We start from the raw sequence: 15,282 nt of genomic DNA on the forward strand, positions 1-15,282 counted from the left end.
GGTGAGGTACGTCAAGGTCGCATGGGTTCACGACTTCGCTGATGATCCTGTGCTCTATCTCAGCGAGCTCGGCGACGACGGGTATGAAACTCGGAAGGTACAGTTCTATCGGGACGGTCGATCCGAATGGGCGGACGAGAGTTTCGAAACTGCAACTGTCGGCCTCTCGGAAATCCCTTTCCCGCCGCTGGAGGAAATTTCCAGTCAACCGGAATTCACTGCCCAAGTGATTACTCCGGAAGAGTTCGAGCGCGCATGGAACGAGGCGCACGCGAACTTCTGACGCGCCGCTGATTTTGTCTTGTGGCGCGCCAGAGCGTAAGAAGCGCTTCCATTCTGGCGGTGAAAGAAGCTCGGGGCCCTGCTGACTTCCAGCAGGGCCCCGAGTCGTTTGACGGCAACGCTGACGGCAACGTCAGCGGACGACGGCTGCGGCGGGTGGGTCGTCGTGGTCGCCATCGGTCGACCTGAGGGCGTTGCCGAGGGTGTCGATGGCCTGGCGCTGGAGGCGGAGCCTTACGTGGGCGTAGACGCCGGCGGTGACGCCGATGTGGGCGTGGCCGAGGAGTTCCTTGATGACGACGAGGTCCACGCCCTGCTCCAGGAGCAGGGTCGCGGTCGAGTGCCGGAGGTCGTGGAAGCGGATCGTCCGGAGTCCTGCTCTTTGGAGGATGCGGCGGAAGCGGCGGGTGAGGTTGGTGGGGTCAAGGGGGTTCCCGGTGAGGGTGGTGAAGACGAGGCCGTTGTCCGTCCAGCCCGTTCCTGCGGCCTGGCGCTCGTCCTGCTGGTGTTCCTGGTGGCTCTTGAGCGAGTGGATGCACTCGGTGGGGAGGACGATGCGGCGTTCGGAAGCGCGGGTCTTGGTGTGCAGGGTGGTCAGGCCCCTGGTACGGGTGCGCTGGAGAGAGCGGTGGATGCTGGCCGTGCCGCCGTCGAGGTCGAGGTCTTCCCAGCACAGGCCGAGGAGTTCGCCCTTGCGGAGACCGGTGCGCAGGGCGAGTTCGAACAGCGCGTGGAGCCGGTCGCTGCTGGCGATGTGGAGGAACTGCCGGGCTTCGCTCGCGGTGAAGGGCGGGAACCGCCGGGGGCGGGGCGCGGGGGTCTTGACGTTCCGGGCGACATTGCGGGGCAGGTCGTCTTCGCGGACGGCGTGCTCCAGGGCGGACTTGAGGACCGAGTGGACGTAGGTCACGGTCAGCGGCGACAGACGCTTGTCGCAGCACTGGCCGATGGCGCAGCAGGAGCGCCGGTCGGCGTCCCGCGCCTGTGTACAGCACTGGCAGGTGGTGCGGAGGTGGTCGAGGAAGGTGCGTACGTCGCGGGCGGTGAGCCGAGCGAGCTTCTTCGCGCCGAGGGCGGGGATGAGGTGGAGGCGGATGCAGGCGGCGTAGCGGGTGTGGGTGTTCTCGCGGACTTGGTGGACGGCGACGCCGTTCAGCCAGTACGTCAGGTACGCGCTGACGGTGCTGTCGGCTGCCGCGACAGGCAGGCCGAGGTTGCTGGCGGCGGTTTTCTCGGTGAGCTTGGCGAGGGCTTCCTTGCGGGTTGTGCCGTAGACGCGGACGCGCTTGCGGGTGTTGCCGGGGGCGAGGACATACCCGGCAGCTTCCCAGCGGCCGTCCTTGCGCTGATAGACGGTTCCGTCGCCATTGGCGCGGGAGCGGGTGCGGCGGGATTGAGCGAGGCGCGGAGTGGTCATCAGGCGGCGGCTTCCTGTTCGAGGCGGGTACGGATGAAGTCGGTGAGGGCGTGGGCGGGGATGCGGCGGGCGCGGCCGAGGGTGATTGAGGCGAGCTGGCCGCTTCGGAGCAGGTCGTAGACGGCGGAGCGGCCGAGCTGGAGGCGGACCATGACCTGGGGAACCGTCAGCAGTTCCGGCGCTGGGACCGCCTCCGCACGGAGGACGATGGACGGGGGCGAGGCCATCAGCAGCCCCCTTCTGCCGCGAACTGCCGTTCAAGTTCTCTGCGGTGCCAGACGTGGGCGGCGAGCAGTGCCGCCCCGGGGCTGTAACCGGAGCCGAGGTAGGACCACTGACCGACGACGAGCGTGGTGGTCGGGTCGGGCTGGGGCAGACCGGCGTGGGCGTGGGCCCGCTCGGTGCGCCAGGCGCGGCGGGCGGCGCGCAGCGCGCCGAGAGTGGTGGAGTATCGGCGGGACTTGGTGGAGAAGTGACCGCGGAAGCCGAGCATGTGCGCCCACTTCCAGAGCTTGAGGGCGGCGAACTCTGGCAGCTTGCCCAGCTCCCAGCAGGTGCGGATCATCTGCCGCACGTGCCGGGCGACGGCGAGTCGGCGCAGCGGGCGGGACTGTCCGGTGCCGTCGCAGGCGGTGCAGGGGAGCGGGGTTCCGTGAGGGAGGACGGTGGCGCCTCGCCCCTGGCAGGGACGGCAGCACAGGGAGCGGTCGAGTGCGCCGGAGGCGTCGGCGGACTTGGTGGCGTACTTGGCCACGTAGGCGGCCACGGCCTGGTCGGTGAATTCGGCGTCGGTGCCGAAGGACGTGATCTCGCTTACGTCGAGCTGTTCGCCCCAGCCGAGTTCGCGTTCCCCGACCGCATCCGACGCGACTGTGACGCGGGCCCGGGCGGCGGCGGCGCGTACGGCGTCGGTGAGCACGGTGACGGTGGCGTCCGGCGGCGGGGGCTTGCTGGTGCCGTCCGGGCCGTCGAGCCGGATGACGGCGTGGAAGTGGACCAGGCCGCGCTGCTGGTACTCGGCGACCTTGGCGAAGGAGACCCGCAGGACCGCGTGGGCGGCTTTCTGGGTCAAGCCGAGCCGGGCGGCGAGCTCGCGGCGCAGGTACGTGGTGAAGCGGGCCCACAAGGCTCCGGCGTGGGCGTTGAACAGGACCGCGCCCGCGTAGTCGTACGCCTGCGGGTTCAGCGGCGTGCCGAGCAGGGGGTCGGTGGGTTTGTGGAGTTTGCGGCAGCGGCAGGGGCGGATGTCGCCGCCGGGGGTGGTGGGGCGGTTGTGGACGGGGCCGTAGGACGGCGGGGTGAGGGTGACGAAGACGCGGGGGTGGGTGCGGACGGTGTCGGGGACGTTCTTGCCGCCGGAGAGTCCGGCGCGGATGAGGTGGTAGGTGTCGGCGGCGTAGAGGCGGGAGCAGGCCGGGCAGCGGGAGGCGCGGCGGTTCCCGCACGCGGTGAGCAGGCTGCCCGTGGGCTCCTCGGACGTGGTGTAGGAGCGCAGCACCTCGCCGGTCGTGGTGTCGACGGTGGCGGTGCGGCCGGTCAGGCGGACGGGTTCGGTGCAGCCCCCGAGACGTTCGATCTGCTGCTGTGCTCGCTCGAAGTCGGGGTGGTTGACAAGGCGGAGCAGGTCCCGCACGGCGGGGCTTGCCACGTGGCGCAGGTCCAGGGTGACCATTCGGGGCGTGTCCCTTCTGTCGGGGTGGCCCCGAGCAGCAACCGGCCATGGATGTGGGCGTGTTGGTGCTGCTCGGGGCATGGCGAACCAGGCCCATCGGGTGGGCGTGGTTTCAGGGAGAGGTGATCCGGCTGGTTGCCGGGGTGGCTCAGAGCTGAGCGAGGGCGGCGGTGGCCACCGGCAGGGCGACGCCCATGCGGGTTGCGAGCTGGGCGGCGGTGACCGGTGTTCCGTGCTCGGCGTGGTGGGCGTCCGCGATGCGCCGGGCCGCGCTCAGCAGGGCGGCGGGCAGGGCCGGGCGGGAGCCGGTGGCAGGCGTCTTGGCGAGGGCCGGGGCGGGGGCGGAGTCGGGCACCTCGATCACGGGAGGCACTTCGGCCGGAGGCGGCGCAGGTGTCGCGGCGGGGACCGGCTCAGGGGCCGGGGCCGCCGTCTCGGGAGCGGGCGCGGAGGTGGGCACCGGCTCAGCGATGGGCGCGGGGGCGGGGGTATCTGTGTTGGCGTCCTCCAGGTGTGCGGCGGTGTGGAAGTGGGCGAGGAAGGCGGGGCCGACGTGGCCCCAGCCCAGGAGCAGGAGCGGGGCGACGGTATCCAGACAGGCCCGGCCGTAGCGTCCGCTCAGCAGTGGCTCGGTGGTGTTCAGCGCGAGGGCGAGCAGCCCGCACAGGTGCAGCAGCCGGGTGCCGGCCTTCAACTCCGCCTTGTGCACGCCGCGCAGGGCCAGGAACCGCAGAGCGACCAGGAGCCCGACGACGGACAGGTCCACCATGGGGGCGATCAGCGGCGCGATCGGGCGCGGGACGCCGAGCCGCAGGGCGAGCGCCCAGACGTTACCGAAGGAGAAGACGAAGGCCAGGACCGCGATCACGGCCATCACCACGGTCACGGTGCGCCGGGTGAACCGTTCCTCCGCCATGCGGGGAACCTCCTCTCTCAGGACGTGCGGGTCGGGGGTGTTCAGGGCTTGGCCAGGGAGACGGCCGGGCCGTCCGGTCCTTCGTCGTCGCCGGGGTCCGTGTGGCCGGTGGTGTCGAGGAGGGCGTCCAGGCACAGGACGGGGTCGGCGGTCAGGTGGGAGGTGGCTTCCGCGATGCGGGCTGCGTCGGCGTCGGAGACGTACGGGGTGCGGATGCGGGTGAAGCCGGGGCGGCCCTGCATCGCCATCACCGCGACCCCGACATAGGCGGGGTCCTGCAAGGTGACCGGGCTGGCGTCGGGCCAGTTGCGGATGTCGTCACCGAGTGCGGCCACCGCGGCTTCCACGGTCTTCTGCGCGAACGACAGCCCGACCGGACACACGTCGCGGATGAAGGTCGGGATGGCATCCCCGGTGGTCTTCTGGCTGATCAGGATCACCAGGATGCCGACGCTGCGGCCCTTCTTGACCAGGTCCTCCACCAGCCGGGCGTTCTCCGCCGTCAGTGCGGCCAAACGTTTCGTCTCGGCGTCGCTGCCCTTGTACTCGCGGAAGAACGTGTGCGCCTCATCGATGAGCACCACCGTGAGCGGCCACAGCCGCGAGGGGCCGACGTGCCACATGTTCTTCACGCCCAGCACGTCACGGATCACCGAAGACCGCCGCCGGCGCAGCGCCACCAGGCGCTTGAACAGCGCGTTGGCCTCGTCCAGGTCGTCACCGCAGAACGCGAACATCCGCTTGACCAGGTCCGCGTAGTCGCCCTCTGAGGCCCGCGACACCTTCCCGTCGAAGCCCACGATCTGCACGGCCGCCGACGGCGCGAGGTCACAGACGAACTTGTTCACCGCCGAGGTCTTGCCCGCACCAGGCGTGCCGGCCACGGTCACCCCCGGCACATTCGCCAAGGACACGCACACCGGCGCCGCGTACTCGTCCACCCCCAGCTCCCAGCGCGACACCTCCTCCGGCGGGCGGCCGGTGGGACGGTGCTCGGTCGGCGTGGTCAACGGGTCGGAGCGCACGCCCCGGATCACCACCCGACCGGGCCCGTCCGGCAGCACGGAGACCCGCGTGCACCGCCAGGCGTCGGCCAGGAACCGCGACGCCTTCTGGTACTCCTCCAGTCCGACCTGCGGCAGCGTCCTGGCCCGCACGATCACGCCGAACCGGTCGGGCTTGACCTTGATCCTGGAAGTCAGCACCCGAGGCGCGGGGGCAGGGCCGTCCTTCTGTGCGGTGATCTGCGTCAGCAGGCCCGGGGTCTTGTCGGTGACCGTCAGCCCGGCCATCCGCGCGAGGCGCACCCACCCCCAGCGAACCCGCACGGCCTGCCGCATGCTGACCCGCGTGCCCCGGTCGGCACGGACATAGCGCACCATGGCCCACAGCAGCCACGCTCCCGCCAGCACGGCCACGATCAGCAGCACCTGCGGCGCGCGGTCGGTCAGATCCTCCATGTCAGTCCCCCTCGGTCTCGGATATCAGGCGGAGCACGTCGGCCAGGTCCAGCCCGGCCGCGTCCGCCGGGGTCAGGCCGAGCCGGGCGAGCACCGCGCCGGAGGCGGCGAACGTCGCCTTGCCCTCGGTGCCCGCCAAGGGGCGCAGCGCGTGCAGACTCCGCTGCGGCCCCTGACTGTCGGGGCCGGTCACTGGGCCGCCTCCGCCGCGACCAGTTCCAGGCGGGTGGCGCGGTAGGCGACGCCGTCGGAGAGCTGACCGTTGAAGATCCGCGCCCACGGGGTGGCGAACAGCTCCACAGGCCGGACCATCACGCCCGGCTTCAGCCCGGCCGCGAGGCCCGTCTCCGGGACCGTGATCTTCAGGACCTCGGCCCGGCCGTCCTCCATGAGCATCACGGTCACCGTGTACAGCGACGCGCCGGTCTCCCGGTCGGTGGCGACCTCCCCGGTCTGCTGGTCCTTGATCTTCAGCACCGGCTCGGTGCCCGCAATGCACACCGCCGACGGCAGCAGAGCAACACGGATTCGAGACATGGCCATGCCATCACATCCTCATCATTCGAGATGGAGCCGCTTGATCGACTCGACACGACCATAACCGCACGCCCGCTACACCCGCAACACTCGATTCGTATCGATACACCTGTGCGTCTCGGACGCAGGGGTGGCCGGGTATGCCGTGGGTGCCGGTCCGCCGCTACCCTCGTGTCATGACGCTGCCCCTGGACCAGGACCCCCGGCCGCCCTACGTGCAGGCCGCCGACGTCCTACGCGCCGCCATCCGTGACGGCGAGCTGCGTCCGGGCGAGCGACTGCCCTCCGCACGCGAGCTGCAACGGCGCTTCGGAATCGCGAGTTCGACGGTCCAGAACGCCCTGCGCCTGCTCAAAGAGGAGGGGCTGATCTACTCCGTCCTGGGGCGGGGCAGCTACGTGCGCGCCCACGACGGCGAGCCCGAGCCAGAAGAGGAAGAGGCCGCCGCCAGCGAGTCTGACCCCGCGTACGTCGGACTCGGTGACCTTCGGCGGGGATGGCAGGTGGCACCCACCGACGACCCCCGCCCCCCGTACGTGCAGACCGCGGACGCACTCCGCAAGCAGATCCAGGACGGCCGGCTCGCACCAGGTGCCAAGCTCCCCTCCGCCCGCGAGCTGCAAGAACAGTTCGGCATCGCCAACTCCACCGCGCAGAACGCCCTGCGGCTACTCAAGGACGAGGGGCTGATCTACTCGGTCCAGGGCCGGGGCGTGTTCGTCCGCCAGCTCAGCCCGCACGACCAGTTCCTCAAGCGCTACCACGAGATGCTTGACAAGTCTGCGGCCCAGCGCCGCGCGGACGAAGAGGCCGTACGCCTCAGCGGCAAGACCGACGATGAAGTCGCCGCCGAACTGGAGGCCGCCGAGGAACGCTTCGCGAAGGCCAGCGTCGAATTCGAAGCCGCCACAGCCCACAGGGACGCGATGCGAGCCGTCATGGAGCAACGCAAGCGCCTCAGCGGCAACTACACCCCCGAGGAGAAGGCCGCCAAGGCCAAACTCCTGCGCGACAGACTTGCCGAAGGCCGACGCCGACGCTGACCCCGAACCACGCCACGGCGTGGCAGCACGGGGACGACTCCCGGAGAGCTGTTCAGAATTTCTTTACTTGATCAAGGCGGCCCGCTGACGCGGGCCGCGCGCGCTCCGGCCCGGTGGGGCCGCCGCCCGCTCCTGTCTCCGCCCCGCTGGCGACGGCCCCGCCGGTCCGGGCGCGCAACAGCTCGGACAGCGAAGCCTTCTGGGGCTCTGCCCCAGACCCCGGCCCTCTCTCCGAGGGGGGAGGGGGCCGAGTGCGGGCGCGGCGTCGTCGTGGTGTGCGGTCGGGGTGCGGGAGGGGTCCCTCGTCGCCCGGTCACCAGAGGCGTACCAGGAACCCCCGGGGGCCGCCAAGGCCGAGCGCACGCGTCACGGGGTGAGCCTTGGCGGCCCCCGGGGAACCCTGGTCCGGCGAAGCTGCCCGACCGACGAGGGACCCCTCCCGCTCAGGCCGGCTCTGCCGGAGGCCCGGCCCCGCGCTGCCTGATGCGTCGCTCGGGGTGGGCGATCGCCCCGGGCGGGTATCTGCCGGATAGCCATCGGTTGACGCGCCCGTCCGGCGTACCGTGGCGCTGGAGGTGTGAACGGGATGACTACGGAACTGGCCGACAACGTCCGCAAGTACCGGCGCCGCGCCGGGATGAGTCAGGAGGAACTGGCCCACGCCGCAGGCGTGTCACCGGGCACAGTGCGCAAGGTGGAACAGGGCGGAACGGTCCGCATGGAGACGCTGCACACCCTCGCCCGCGCCCTGGGAGTGACCACCGCTGCGCTGATGGCGTCGGACGCGCCGGAGCCCATAGGGCGGGCCGAGGAGCCGAACCGTCTCAACCTGATCCAGCTTCGTGCCGTGCTCACCCCAGCAGTCGGGCTCGTGGACCAGGCCGCCGAAGTCGCAGGCGAGGAACCAAACCTCCGTACCTTCAGCCGGGCGGTGCGAGACGCGCGGGAGCTGTACTTCTCCGACAGCTACAAGAGCGTCGCCGCCCAGCTTCCCGGCCTGCTACGCGATGCCTCCCTGGCCGTGGCCTACTACGACAACGGTGACGAGCACCAGCAGGCCCTGCTTGCCCGGGCCGAGGCGCTGCGGCTGGCCGGCACGTACCTCACGCAGGTGAGGCAGTACGACATCGCGTACGCGGCCCTGAGCGGCGCCATCGCGGACGCCAAGCAGAGCGGAGACATGCTCGCGGCAGGCTCAGGCGTCGGCGGCATGTGCTGGCTGTTGGTACGTCAGGGCCGACTGGACGAGGCGGAGCGGATCGCCGTCCAGAGCATGGACGCGGTCGAGCCGAAGATCACCGGGGCCGAGCCGGACCACTACGCGGTGTGGGGCGGGCTTGCCATGGAGGCCGCAGCCGCAGCCGCCCGGAACAACCGCCCGGACGAAGCCAAGGAGTACCGCAAGGCGGCGCGGGTGGCGGCAACCGCCGTCGGCACCGCGCACCGCAACGTTTCCCGGCACTGGTCCGTCTTCGGGCCTGTCACCGCCGCCCTGAAGGCGCTCGAAGACTCCATGGTCGTCGGGGACGCCCGTGCGGTCGTGCGGAAAGCCGACGAGGAAGAAGCGCTGTCACCGAGGGCGTGGAAGCGCCTGGGCAGGCCCAGTACGAACGACGGGAACCGCTTCACCCTCGACGTCGCGCGAGCCCACACGCGTACCGGAGACCTATCCGCGGCGATGGACGAACTGACCCGGGTCCGAGCCGCCGCCCCCGAGTGGCTCAGGCACCAGAACTCGGCTGCCGAGACCATGCAGGAGATCTTGACCAAGCGGAAGCGCACCCTGACGACGGAGATGCGGGACATGGCCGCCTACCTCGACGTTGTCGGATAGCCACCACGCAGCGTGGTAGTTCACCGACTCGGTGTCGCAAACTGCCGTGCCACTCACGTGGAGTGACGACGAGTCAGGCATCTACGGTCGCCGTGTCTCTATCAGCGACCCGACCGGGGGTGCAACGGTGAACAGGCCCAGAAGCGACGCGGACCGCATGCGGCGCAGGGAACTGTACGACGCGGCAACGGGGCTGGTCGGCCCCCGCTTACTTCCATGGACCACCCCGGACGGGAACCCCTGCTATCTCAGCACCGACGGCAGGGGCTACCTGTCCACGCTCGCCGACGGCATCGAAGCCGTCCAGCTCGGCATGGGCGAAGAGCTGCTGGAACACGCCCGTGAAGTCCTGGCCCCCGGTGCGCGAGCACTGTCGGCCACCGAGTACCGCTGGCTCGCCTCACGGCTGGCCGAGGCCCTTACCGACGCTCTCCGGGTGGCCGAATCGCGCGGGCAGCGCATCCCGGACCCGCAGGAAGAGGCGGCCGACCATGCCTGACACCGGCACGCCGGCCCGGAAGCGCTACCGCTTCCGCGAGTACCACGTGACCGCCGTCGTGGACCCCATGGCCCTGCCCACCTTCGAGGCCGTCTGCGTCACCGGCGAAGACCACGACTGCGGCGCCACCTCCGGCGAAGTGCACACCGAGGACGACCTGACCCGCTGGATTGCCGAACACTGCGCCGAGACCGGCCACGACTTCTACCACCGCACCAGCCGAGCCACCCTCCGAGCCGAGCCCGGCGCATGGCAGTAGCAGGCCCTCCCGCCACGCCCGCCGCCCGTGCCCCCTGACGGCAGTAGCGACGGCAACACCCACGGATTTCCCCGCACAACCACGGACTCCAGCGGAACGCAAAACCCGCGCTGACCAGCAAATAAGCAGGTAGAGGCGTGCCGCGTAGCACACGTACTATGTGCTGGCGGGGGAGACTCCGGTCCTCGTTCATAACTCCAACGGCTGCCTCACAATGTCCTCTGTTATTAGCGAGGATTCGGCGCTGGTGAAGGCCGCGCAGCAGGCGGGGAAGAACCAGAAGGTTCAGGCTGACCTGGACAGTCTGTTCCAGCAGCTGTCACGCGGAAATATGAATCCGGGCCTCGGGAGTAAGGCGTTGGCCGGAACGGATGTCACCTACGCGCGAGGAAGGAACGGCGGTCGCCTGTTCTTCCGGAACGTTGACGGAGGGATTCAGATCGTTGGGAAGTCCGATAAGGCGAACGAGTCCAAGGTGATTGCGAGGCTGAATCAGCTCTATGGCCAGTGACCCTCTCTACCGCGTAGAGAACCAGCAGTTCAGCGCGCTCTTCATGTTGGGCGCGGAGGACGATAAGGAAACCGTTGAGAATGTTGACGCGGAACTCAGCCTCCCGGATGGGACGCGGTGGGGCGCCACGTTCATGACGCTGCGCGCGATCGAGCAAGTGATGGATCGATGGAAGGAGACTGGGGAATGCTCCGGCGGGGCATATTTTCAGTGTCCCGATCTCGTGATCATTCCGAAGGGAGGTCTGGCTGCGATGCTGGATTCCTTCAAGGGGATTATCGATTCAGGTGGACCTGAAGGAGTTTTGCAGTTCCTGGGCGAAAGCTAGCTCGTACTACAGCCTCAGATCTTGTGACTGCTGATCGTTGATGTCGTTGTCTGGTCATGCTGGTTGATGTGGCGCCGGAGCACGTGGAGGGGTGGGCGGAGGAACTGGCCTCGCTCATCGCGGGGTTGGGGCATCTGTTCGCGCGGCCGGAGCCGCGGGAGGTGTTCGCGGACCTGATCGAGGGGCTGCTATCGGATCTCGGTCGCAAAAACGGATGGACGATAGCCGAACGGGCCGGGCATGCGACTCCGCACCGGATCCAGAAGTTCCTCGGGGAGGCGTCCTGGGACGCGGACGCGCTGCTGGCGGAGGTCCAGGACTACATCGCTCGCGAACTGGGCGACGGGCAGGCGACGCTGGTGCTGGACGACACCCAGGTGCAGAAGAAGGGGACGCGGTCGGTGGGAGTGGCCCGGCAGCACTGCGGGGTCACCGGGGATGTGCGCAACTGCCAGGTCATGGTGATGCTCACCTACGCCGCCGGGGACGGGCACACCTTCTACGACCGGCGCCTGTACCTCCCCAAGGCCTGGACCGGTGATCCGGAGCGCTGCCGACAGGTGGGAGTGCCGGACGGGACCGCCTTTGCCACCAAGCCGCAGCTGGGCATTGCGATGCTCACCACGGCGCTGGAACGCTCCCTGCCGTTCGCCTGGGTGGCAGCCGACGCCGACTACGGCAAGGACCCGGCCCTGCGGGACTTCCTGCACGAGCGCTTGCTGCCGTATGTGCTGGCCGCGCCGGTCACGCTGCCGCTGGCCGGCCCGCCCGGCAAGCCGGACCTGGGTGCCCCGCAGGTCACGTGCGCCGGGGACCTGCTGCACTACGCGATCAGCCGTGACCAGTGGGAGCGACGCAGCCAGGGCGAGGGCTCCAAGGGGCAGCGGTACTACGACTGGACCTGGTTCGAAGTGACCCTGCCCGGCCAGGCTCCCGCCGACGGCTTCGCCCACCACCTGCTCATTCGCCGCTCCACCGGCAAGAAGCAGCTCGCGGGCGGTCGCGTGGACTTCGAGTACGCCTACTTCCTCGTCCACCACCCCCGCGACGCCGCGTTGCCGGAGGCCGTGCGCCACGCCGGAGTGCGCTGGAAGATCGAAGAGAACAACGAGACCGCGAAACAGATCACCGGCCTGGGCCAGTACCAGGTCCGGCGCTGGAACTCCTGGCACCGCCACGTCACCTGCGCGATGCTCGCCCTGGCCTTCCTCACCGTCCAACGTGCCCACCACCCCGATCCCGAACTGGACGCCGCACCGCAAGAGCCGGCCGGACAGGAGCACGAACCGGGAAAAGCCCAGCAGCCTCAGGAAGGGAGCGCCTGCCGCTCATCCGCCTGACCATCCCAGCCATGGCCACTGTGCTCGCCGCGACAGCCTTGACCACCCACCACCAACCCGAGCACCACCTGCGGCAACACCACTGGCGAGCCGTCCACCAAACCCGCGCCACCATCAGCCATTACCGGCGACGTGGCGACCCCCTCCCCACCCGCCTCCGGCCCTGGCACCACCGAGCCGCACACAACCGATCACATCACCAAGATCTGAGGCTGTAGTACTCGCCCGTAGGCGCTGTCGCGAAGTGAGACAGGATGCCCCTTTCCCGATTGGCGGAGAAAGGGGCATCCTGGTTTTTGACGGCAACGCTGACGGCAACGTCAGCGGACGATGGCTGCGGTGGGCGGGTCGTCGTTGCCGTCGTCGGCCCGGCTGAGGGCGTTGCCGAGGGTGTCGATCGCTTGGCGCTGGAGGCGGAGCCTTACGTGGGCGTAGACGCCGGCGGTGACGCCGATGTGGGCGTGGCCGAGGAGTTCCTTGATCACGACGAGGTCGACACCCTGTTCCAGGAGCAGGGTCGCGGTCGAGTGCCGAAGGTCGTGGAAGCGGATCGTCCGGAGTCCTGCTCTTTGGAGGAGGCGGCGGAAACGGCGGGTGAGGTTGGTGGGGTCGAGGGGATTGCCGGTGGGGGTGGTGAAGACGAGGCCGTTGTCCGTCCAGCCCGTTCCTGCGGCCTGGCGCTCGCCCTGCTGGTGTTCCTGGTGGCTCTTGAGTGAGTGGATGCACTCGGTGGGGAGGACGATGCGGCGTTCGGAAGCGCGGGTCTTGGTGTGCAGGGTGGTCAGGCCCCTGGTACGGGTGCGCTGGAGAGAGCGGTGGATGCTGGCCGTGCCGCCGTCGAGGTCGAGGTCTTCCCAGCGCAGGCCGAGGAGTTCGCCCTTGCGGAGGCCGGTGCGCAGGGCGAGTTCGAACAGCGCGTGGAGCCGGTCGCTGCTGGCGATGTGGAGGAACTGCCGGGCCTCGCTCGCGGTGAAGGGCGGGAACCGCCGGGGGCGGGGTGCCGGGGTCTTGATGTTGCGGGCGACGTTGCGGGGCAGGTCGTCTTCGCGGACGGCGTGTTTCAGGGCGGACTTGAGGACCGAGTGGACGTAGGTCACGGTCAGTGGGGAGAGCCGCTTGTCGCAGCACTGGCCGATGGCGCAGCACTGCCGCCGGGCCGTGTCCCTTCCCTGGGCGCAGCACTGGCAGGTGGCGCGGAGTCCGTCGAGAAAGGCGCGGACGTCGCGGGCGGTGAGCCGGGCAAGCTTCTTGGCCCCGACGCCGGGGATGAGGTGGAGGCGGACGCAGGCGGCGTAAGGGCGTCCCGCTTGCGCGGGGCGCCGCGCGCCGGCGGCCGGTGGCCGCCGCCCGCTCCTGTCTGCCGCCCCGCTGGCGACGCCCACCGGCCACTTGGCGCGCAGTGGCAGGCAAGCGAGCCGAATCCGATCCCGGAAGCAGCCGCATCGGCCTGCAGCGGCGCCGCCAGGCCGACTCCGCCGAACGCCGCACAGCACCACGTCAGACCGCGGCAGCCGAAAGCCGCGATCGTCGAGGGGTGCGGTCACAGGCGAGGCCACAGATCGAGCAGCCCAGCCCGCTGCCACACGGCCACGCAGGAGCAGGGCGGATGCCGTGACGGAAGGAAGCGGCGTGGTTGAGGACGGTGCGGGGTTGCTGGAAGCACACGTGGCGGGTGCTCTCTCGGCGCACCCGCCGTCGTAGCTGACTTTCTGTGGCTGAGGTTGAAGGCGCGACGGGGATCAGGCGACCAGCGAGGGTGGCGCGATCGTCCGTGCTCGGTCGTACAGATCGCGCGCCGTCGCGTTCTTCAGATGGGGGCGCAGGAGACCGAGCATCGCCTTCACGCGGTCGTCTGCGCGGCCGGACTGCACCTTGGGGTAGTCGTCGAGGGCCTGGTGCCAGGTGGCGCAGGCCGCTTCCAGGTGGCCGAGTTCCAGCTGTCGCTCTGCCAAAAGGCCACGACGGTATACCCGCGTGCGCTGGTACACGCTGGGGCGGAGCCGGTCCGCTTGCTGCATGGCTTCGACGGCTCCGGCCTTGTCACCGAGTTCGTAACGTACCTGGCTGACGTGGTAGTTGAGCGAAGAGGGGTCATACGAGCCGAACGCCTTTCCGCGTGACTCGGCACGGTCCATGGCCGCCTCGGCCTCCCGGATGTAGCGAAGCGCGCCCGCACGGTCGCCGGTCTGCGCGGCGGCGTGTGCCTGCTGGCCGACGAGGAAGGCCAGCATCCGGGGTCCGGCTTTCGGGGAGGCGGCGGCAGCGGCGTCGGCCAGATCCATGGCCTTTGCCCCATGGCGGAGGTCGACTGCCTGGACGCTCATGCCCCGCAGGGTGGTGCAGTATGTCAGGTGGTCCTCGGCAGCCCCCGCCAGCTCCAGGGCCTTGACGTAGTAGCGCTGCGCGAGACCGTGCAGCCCTTCGTCCACGGCCATGTAGCCAGTCAGGTAGAGCAGGTCCGAGGCGGCGGACAGCATCGCCTTGCGTACGTCCTCGGGTGCGTCGGCGCGCAGGTGGGAGGCCACGGTGTTGACCATGAACGAGGCCGCCATGGGGCGTGCGTGACGGCCGCCGAACTCGTCGTCCAGTTCCGAGACACGCTCGGTCATGGCGATGACCATGTCCACTTCGTTCATGCCGATGCGTGCTGTGCGGCCGGACTGAATGGCATCGGCACGCCCGACTACATCAGGCCAGCCGGGAATGGTGACGGCCACGGAGAACAGGCCGGCCCCCAGGACGCTGCGGCGGGACGGGTCCATATCCAGCCTCCCCAGGTCGATCACCCCTTCCACGGTATCCGCAGCCGCGGAGGAGCGATCGTGTGGAACGGGCAGCCCGGCCTCGGCATGGGTGACGGGGCGGCCGAGGCGGCGGGAGAGAGCTTCGAGGATGCATGCGCGCACCGCACCGCGAGGGACGGTGCCGCCCAGCCAGTGGCTCACCGCCGACTCGTCGTAGCGCAGAGGGATGCCGGTCTCCGTACCGACGCGGTTCACCGCCCGTGCGAACTGCCGGTGAGTCCAACGGCTCTCGGCGAGCATGCGCCCGAGCGCCACGTTCGGTTCACGCTTGGCCATGCCCTCAACTCCCCGTGACCTTGCGAACTTTCAAGGCTTTCAAGTCCTGGTGCTGCGGCAACGGTACCGCTGAGCGTGGTCGTGCGGTTGCGTAGAGACAGCAG

The 15,282-nt window shown here is 69.7% G+C and carries 17 protein-coding genes; 8 read left to right on the top strand and 9 right to left on the bottom strand.

The features are described 5' to 3' along the window. The first annotated feature begins 1 nt into the window (after window position 1). Window positions 2-283: a DUF6881 domain-containing protein gene (locus tag ACLU3S_RS12570; protein WP_413951865.1), complete on the top strand. Its 282-nt coding sequence runs from the start codon at window positions 2-4 to the stop codon at window positions 281-283. A gap of 132 nt (window positions 284-415) precedes the next feature. Here ACLU3S_RS12570 and ACLU3S_RS12575 read toward each other — a convergent pair whose 3' ends face one another. The 7 genes from ACLU3S_RS12575 to ACLU3S_RS12605 all read right to left on the bottom strand — a co-directional run bounded on the left by ACLU3S_RS12575 (window position 416) and on the right by ACLU3S_RS12605 (window position 6,290). Then, window positions 416-1,699, bottom strand: a complete 1,284-nt coding sequence (locus ACLU3S_RS12575) for a tyrosine-type recombinase/integrase (RefSeq protein ID WP_413951866.1) — start codon at window positions 1,697-1,699, stop codon at window positions 416-418. Further along, window positions 1,699-1,926, bottom strand: coding sequence for a helix-turn-helix domain-containing protein (locus ACLU3S_RS12580; RefSeq protein WP_413951867.1), 228 nt, complete (start codon window positions 1,924-1,926; stop codon window positions 1,699-1,701). The genes ACLU3S_RS12575 and ACLU3S_RS12580 overlap by 1 nt, the downstream gene beginning before the upstream one ends. Further along, complete coding sequence (locus ACLU3S_RS12585; protein ID WP_413951868.1) at window positions 1,926-3,371, bottom strand: replication initiator; 1,446 nt, start codon at window positions 3,369-3,371, stop codon at window positions 1,926-1,928. Before ACLU3S_RS12585 ends, ACLU3S_RS12580 begins: the two co-directional genes overlap by 1 nt. 148 nt (window positions 3,372-3,519) lie before the next feature. Continuing rightward, window positions 3,520-4,287, bottom strand: coding sequence for a DUF2637 domain-containing protein (locus tag ACLU3S_RS12590; protein ID WP_413951869.1), 768 nt, complete (start codon window positions 4,285-4,287; stop codon window positions 3,520-3,522). Window positions 4,288-4,328: 41 nt separating this feature from the next. Further along, window positions 4,329-5,747, bottom strand: coding sequence for an FtsK/SpoIIIE domain-containing protein (locus ACLU3S_RS12595; RefSeq protein WP_413951870.1), 1,419 nt, complete (start codon window positions 5,745-5,747; stop codon window positions 4,329-4,331). Window position 5,748: 1 nt separating this feature from the next. Beyond that, a complete protein-coding gene (locus tag ACLU3S_RS12600; protein WP_413951871.1) occupies window positions 5,749-5,940 on the bottom strand; it encodes a hypothetical protein in 192 nt (63 codons plus the stop codon). Then, window positions 5,937-6,290 (bottom strand): hypothetical protein, encoded by a 354-nt coding sequence (locus ACLU3S_RS12605; RefSeq protein WP_004000841.1) that lies wholly within the window; start codon window positions 6,288-6,290, stop codon window positions 5,937-5,939. Before ACLU3S_RS12605 ends, ACLU3S_RS12600 begins: the two co-directional genes overlap by 4 nt. 170 nt (window positions 6,291-6,460) lie before the next feature. Here ACLU3S_RS12605 and ACLU3S_RS12610 point away from each other — a divergent pair, with 170 nt between their 5' ends. The 7 genes from ACLU3S_RS12610 (at window position 6,461) to ACLU3S_RS12640 (ending at window position 12,098) form a co-directional block, all read left to right on the top strand. Continuing rightward, window positions 6,461-7,327 carry a GntR family transcriptional regulator gene (locus ACLU3S_RS12610; protein WP_413951872.1) on the top strand — a complete coding sequence of 289 codons (867 nt, stop codon included), beginning with the start codon at window positions 6,461-6,463 and terminating at the stop codon, window positions 7,325-7,327. Window positions 7,328-7,913: 586 nt separating this feature from the next. Next, the gene (locus ACLU3S_RS12615) at window positions 7,914-9,161 is read left to right on the top strand and encodes a helix-turn-helix domain-containing protein (RefSeq protein ID WP_413951873.1); all 1,248 of its coding nucleotides are present in this window, start codon (window positions 7,914-7,916) and stop codon (window positions 9,159-9,161) included. A 127-nt stretch (window positions 9,162-9,288) separates the two neighbouring features. Next, on the top strand, window positions 9,289-9,660 hold the full coding sequence (locus ACLU3S_RS12620; protein ID WP_413951874.1) for a hypothetical protein: 372 nt from the start codon (window positions 9,289-9,291) through the stop codon (window positions 9,658-9,660). Next, window positions 9,653-9,919 (top strand): hypothetical protein, encoded by a 267-nt coding sequence (locus tag ACLU3S_RS12625; protein ID WP_413951875.1) that lies wholly within the window; start codon window positions 9,653-9,655, stop codon window positions 9,917-9,919. The genes ACLU3S_RS12620 and ACLU3S_RS12625 overlap by 8 nt, the downstream gene beginning before the upstream one ends. 247 nt (window positions 9,920-10,166) lie before the next feature. Then, window positions 10,167-10,430, top strand: a complete 264-nt coding sequence (locus tag ACLU3S_RS12630; protein WP_413951876.1) for a hypothetical protein — start codon at window positions 10,167-10,169, stop codon at window positions 10,428-10,430. Further along, window positions 10,420-10,758, top strand: coding sequence for a hypothetical protein (locus ACLU3S_RS12635; protein ID WP_413951877.1), 339 nt, complete (start codon window positions 10,420-10,422; stop codon window positions 10,756-10,758). The genes ACLU3S_RS12630 and ACLU3S_RS12635 overlap by 11 nt, the downstream gene beginning before the upstream one ends. A gap of 56 nt (window positions 10,759-10,814) precedes the next feature. Continuing rightward, on the top strand, window positions 10,815-12,098 hold the full coding sequence (locus tag ACLU3S_RS12640; protein WP_413951878.1) for an IS701 family transposase: 1,284 nt from the start codon (window positions 10,815-10,817) through the stop codon (window positions 12,096-12,098). 320 nt (window positions 12,099-12,418) lie between these two features. Here ACLU3S_RS12640 and ACLU3S_RS12645 read toward each other — a convergent pair whose 3' ends face one another. Together ACLU3S_RS12645 and ACLU3S_RS12650 are read right to left on the bottom strand one after the other, a co-directional pair. Continuing rightward, window positions 12,419-13,480, bottom strand: a complete 1,062-nt coding sequence (locus tag ACLU3S_RS12645; RefSeq protein WP_413951879.1) for a tyrosine-type recombinase/integrase — start codon at window positions 13,478-13,480, stop codon at window positions 12,419-12,421. Window positions 13,481-13,837: 357 nt separating this feature from the next. Next, on the bottom strand, window positions 13,838-15,178 hold the full coding sequence (locus tag ACLU3S_RS12650; RefSeq protein ID WP_413951880.1) for a tetratricopeptide repeat protein: 1,341 nt from the start codon (window positions 15,176-15,178) through the stop codon (window positions 13,838-13,840). Window positions 15,179-15,282: the final 104 nt, after the last annotated feature.

The organism is Streptomyces sp. AF1A, assembly GCF_047340315.1.
GTDB lineage: Bacteria > Actinomycetota > Actinomycetes > Streptomycetales > Streptomycetaceae > Streptomyces.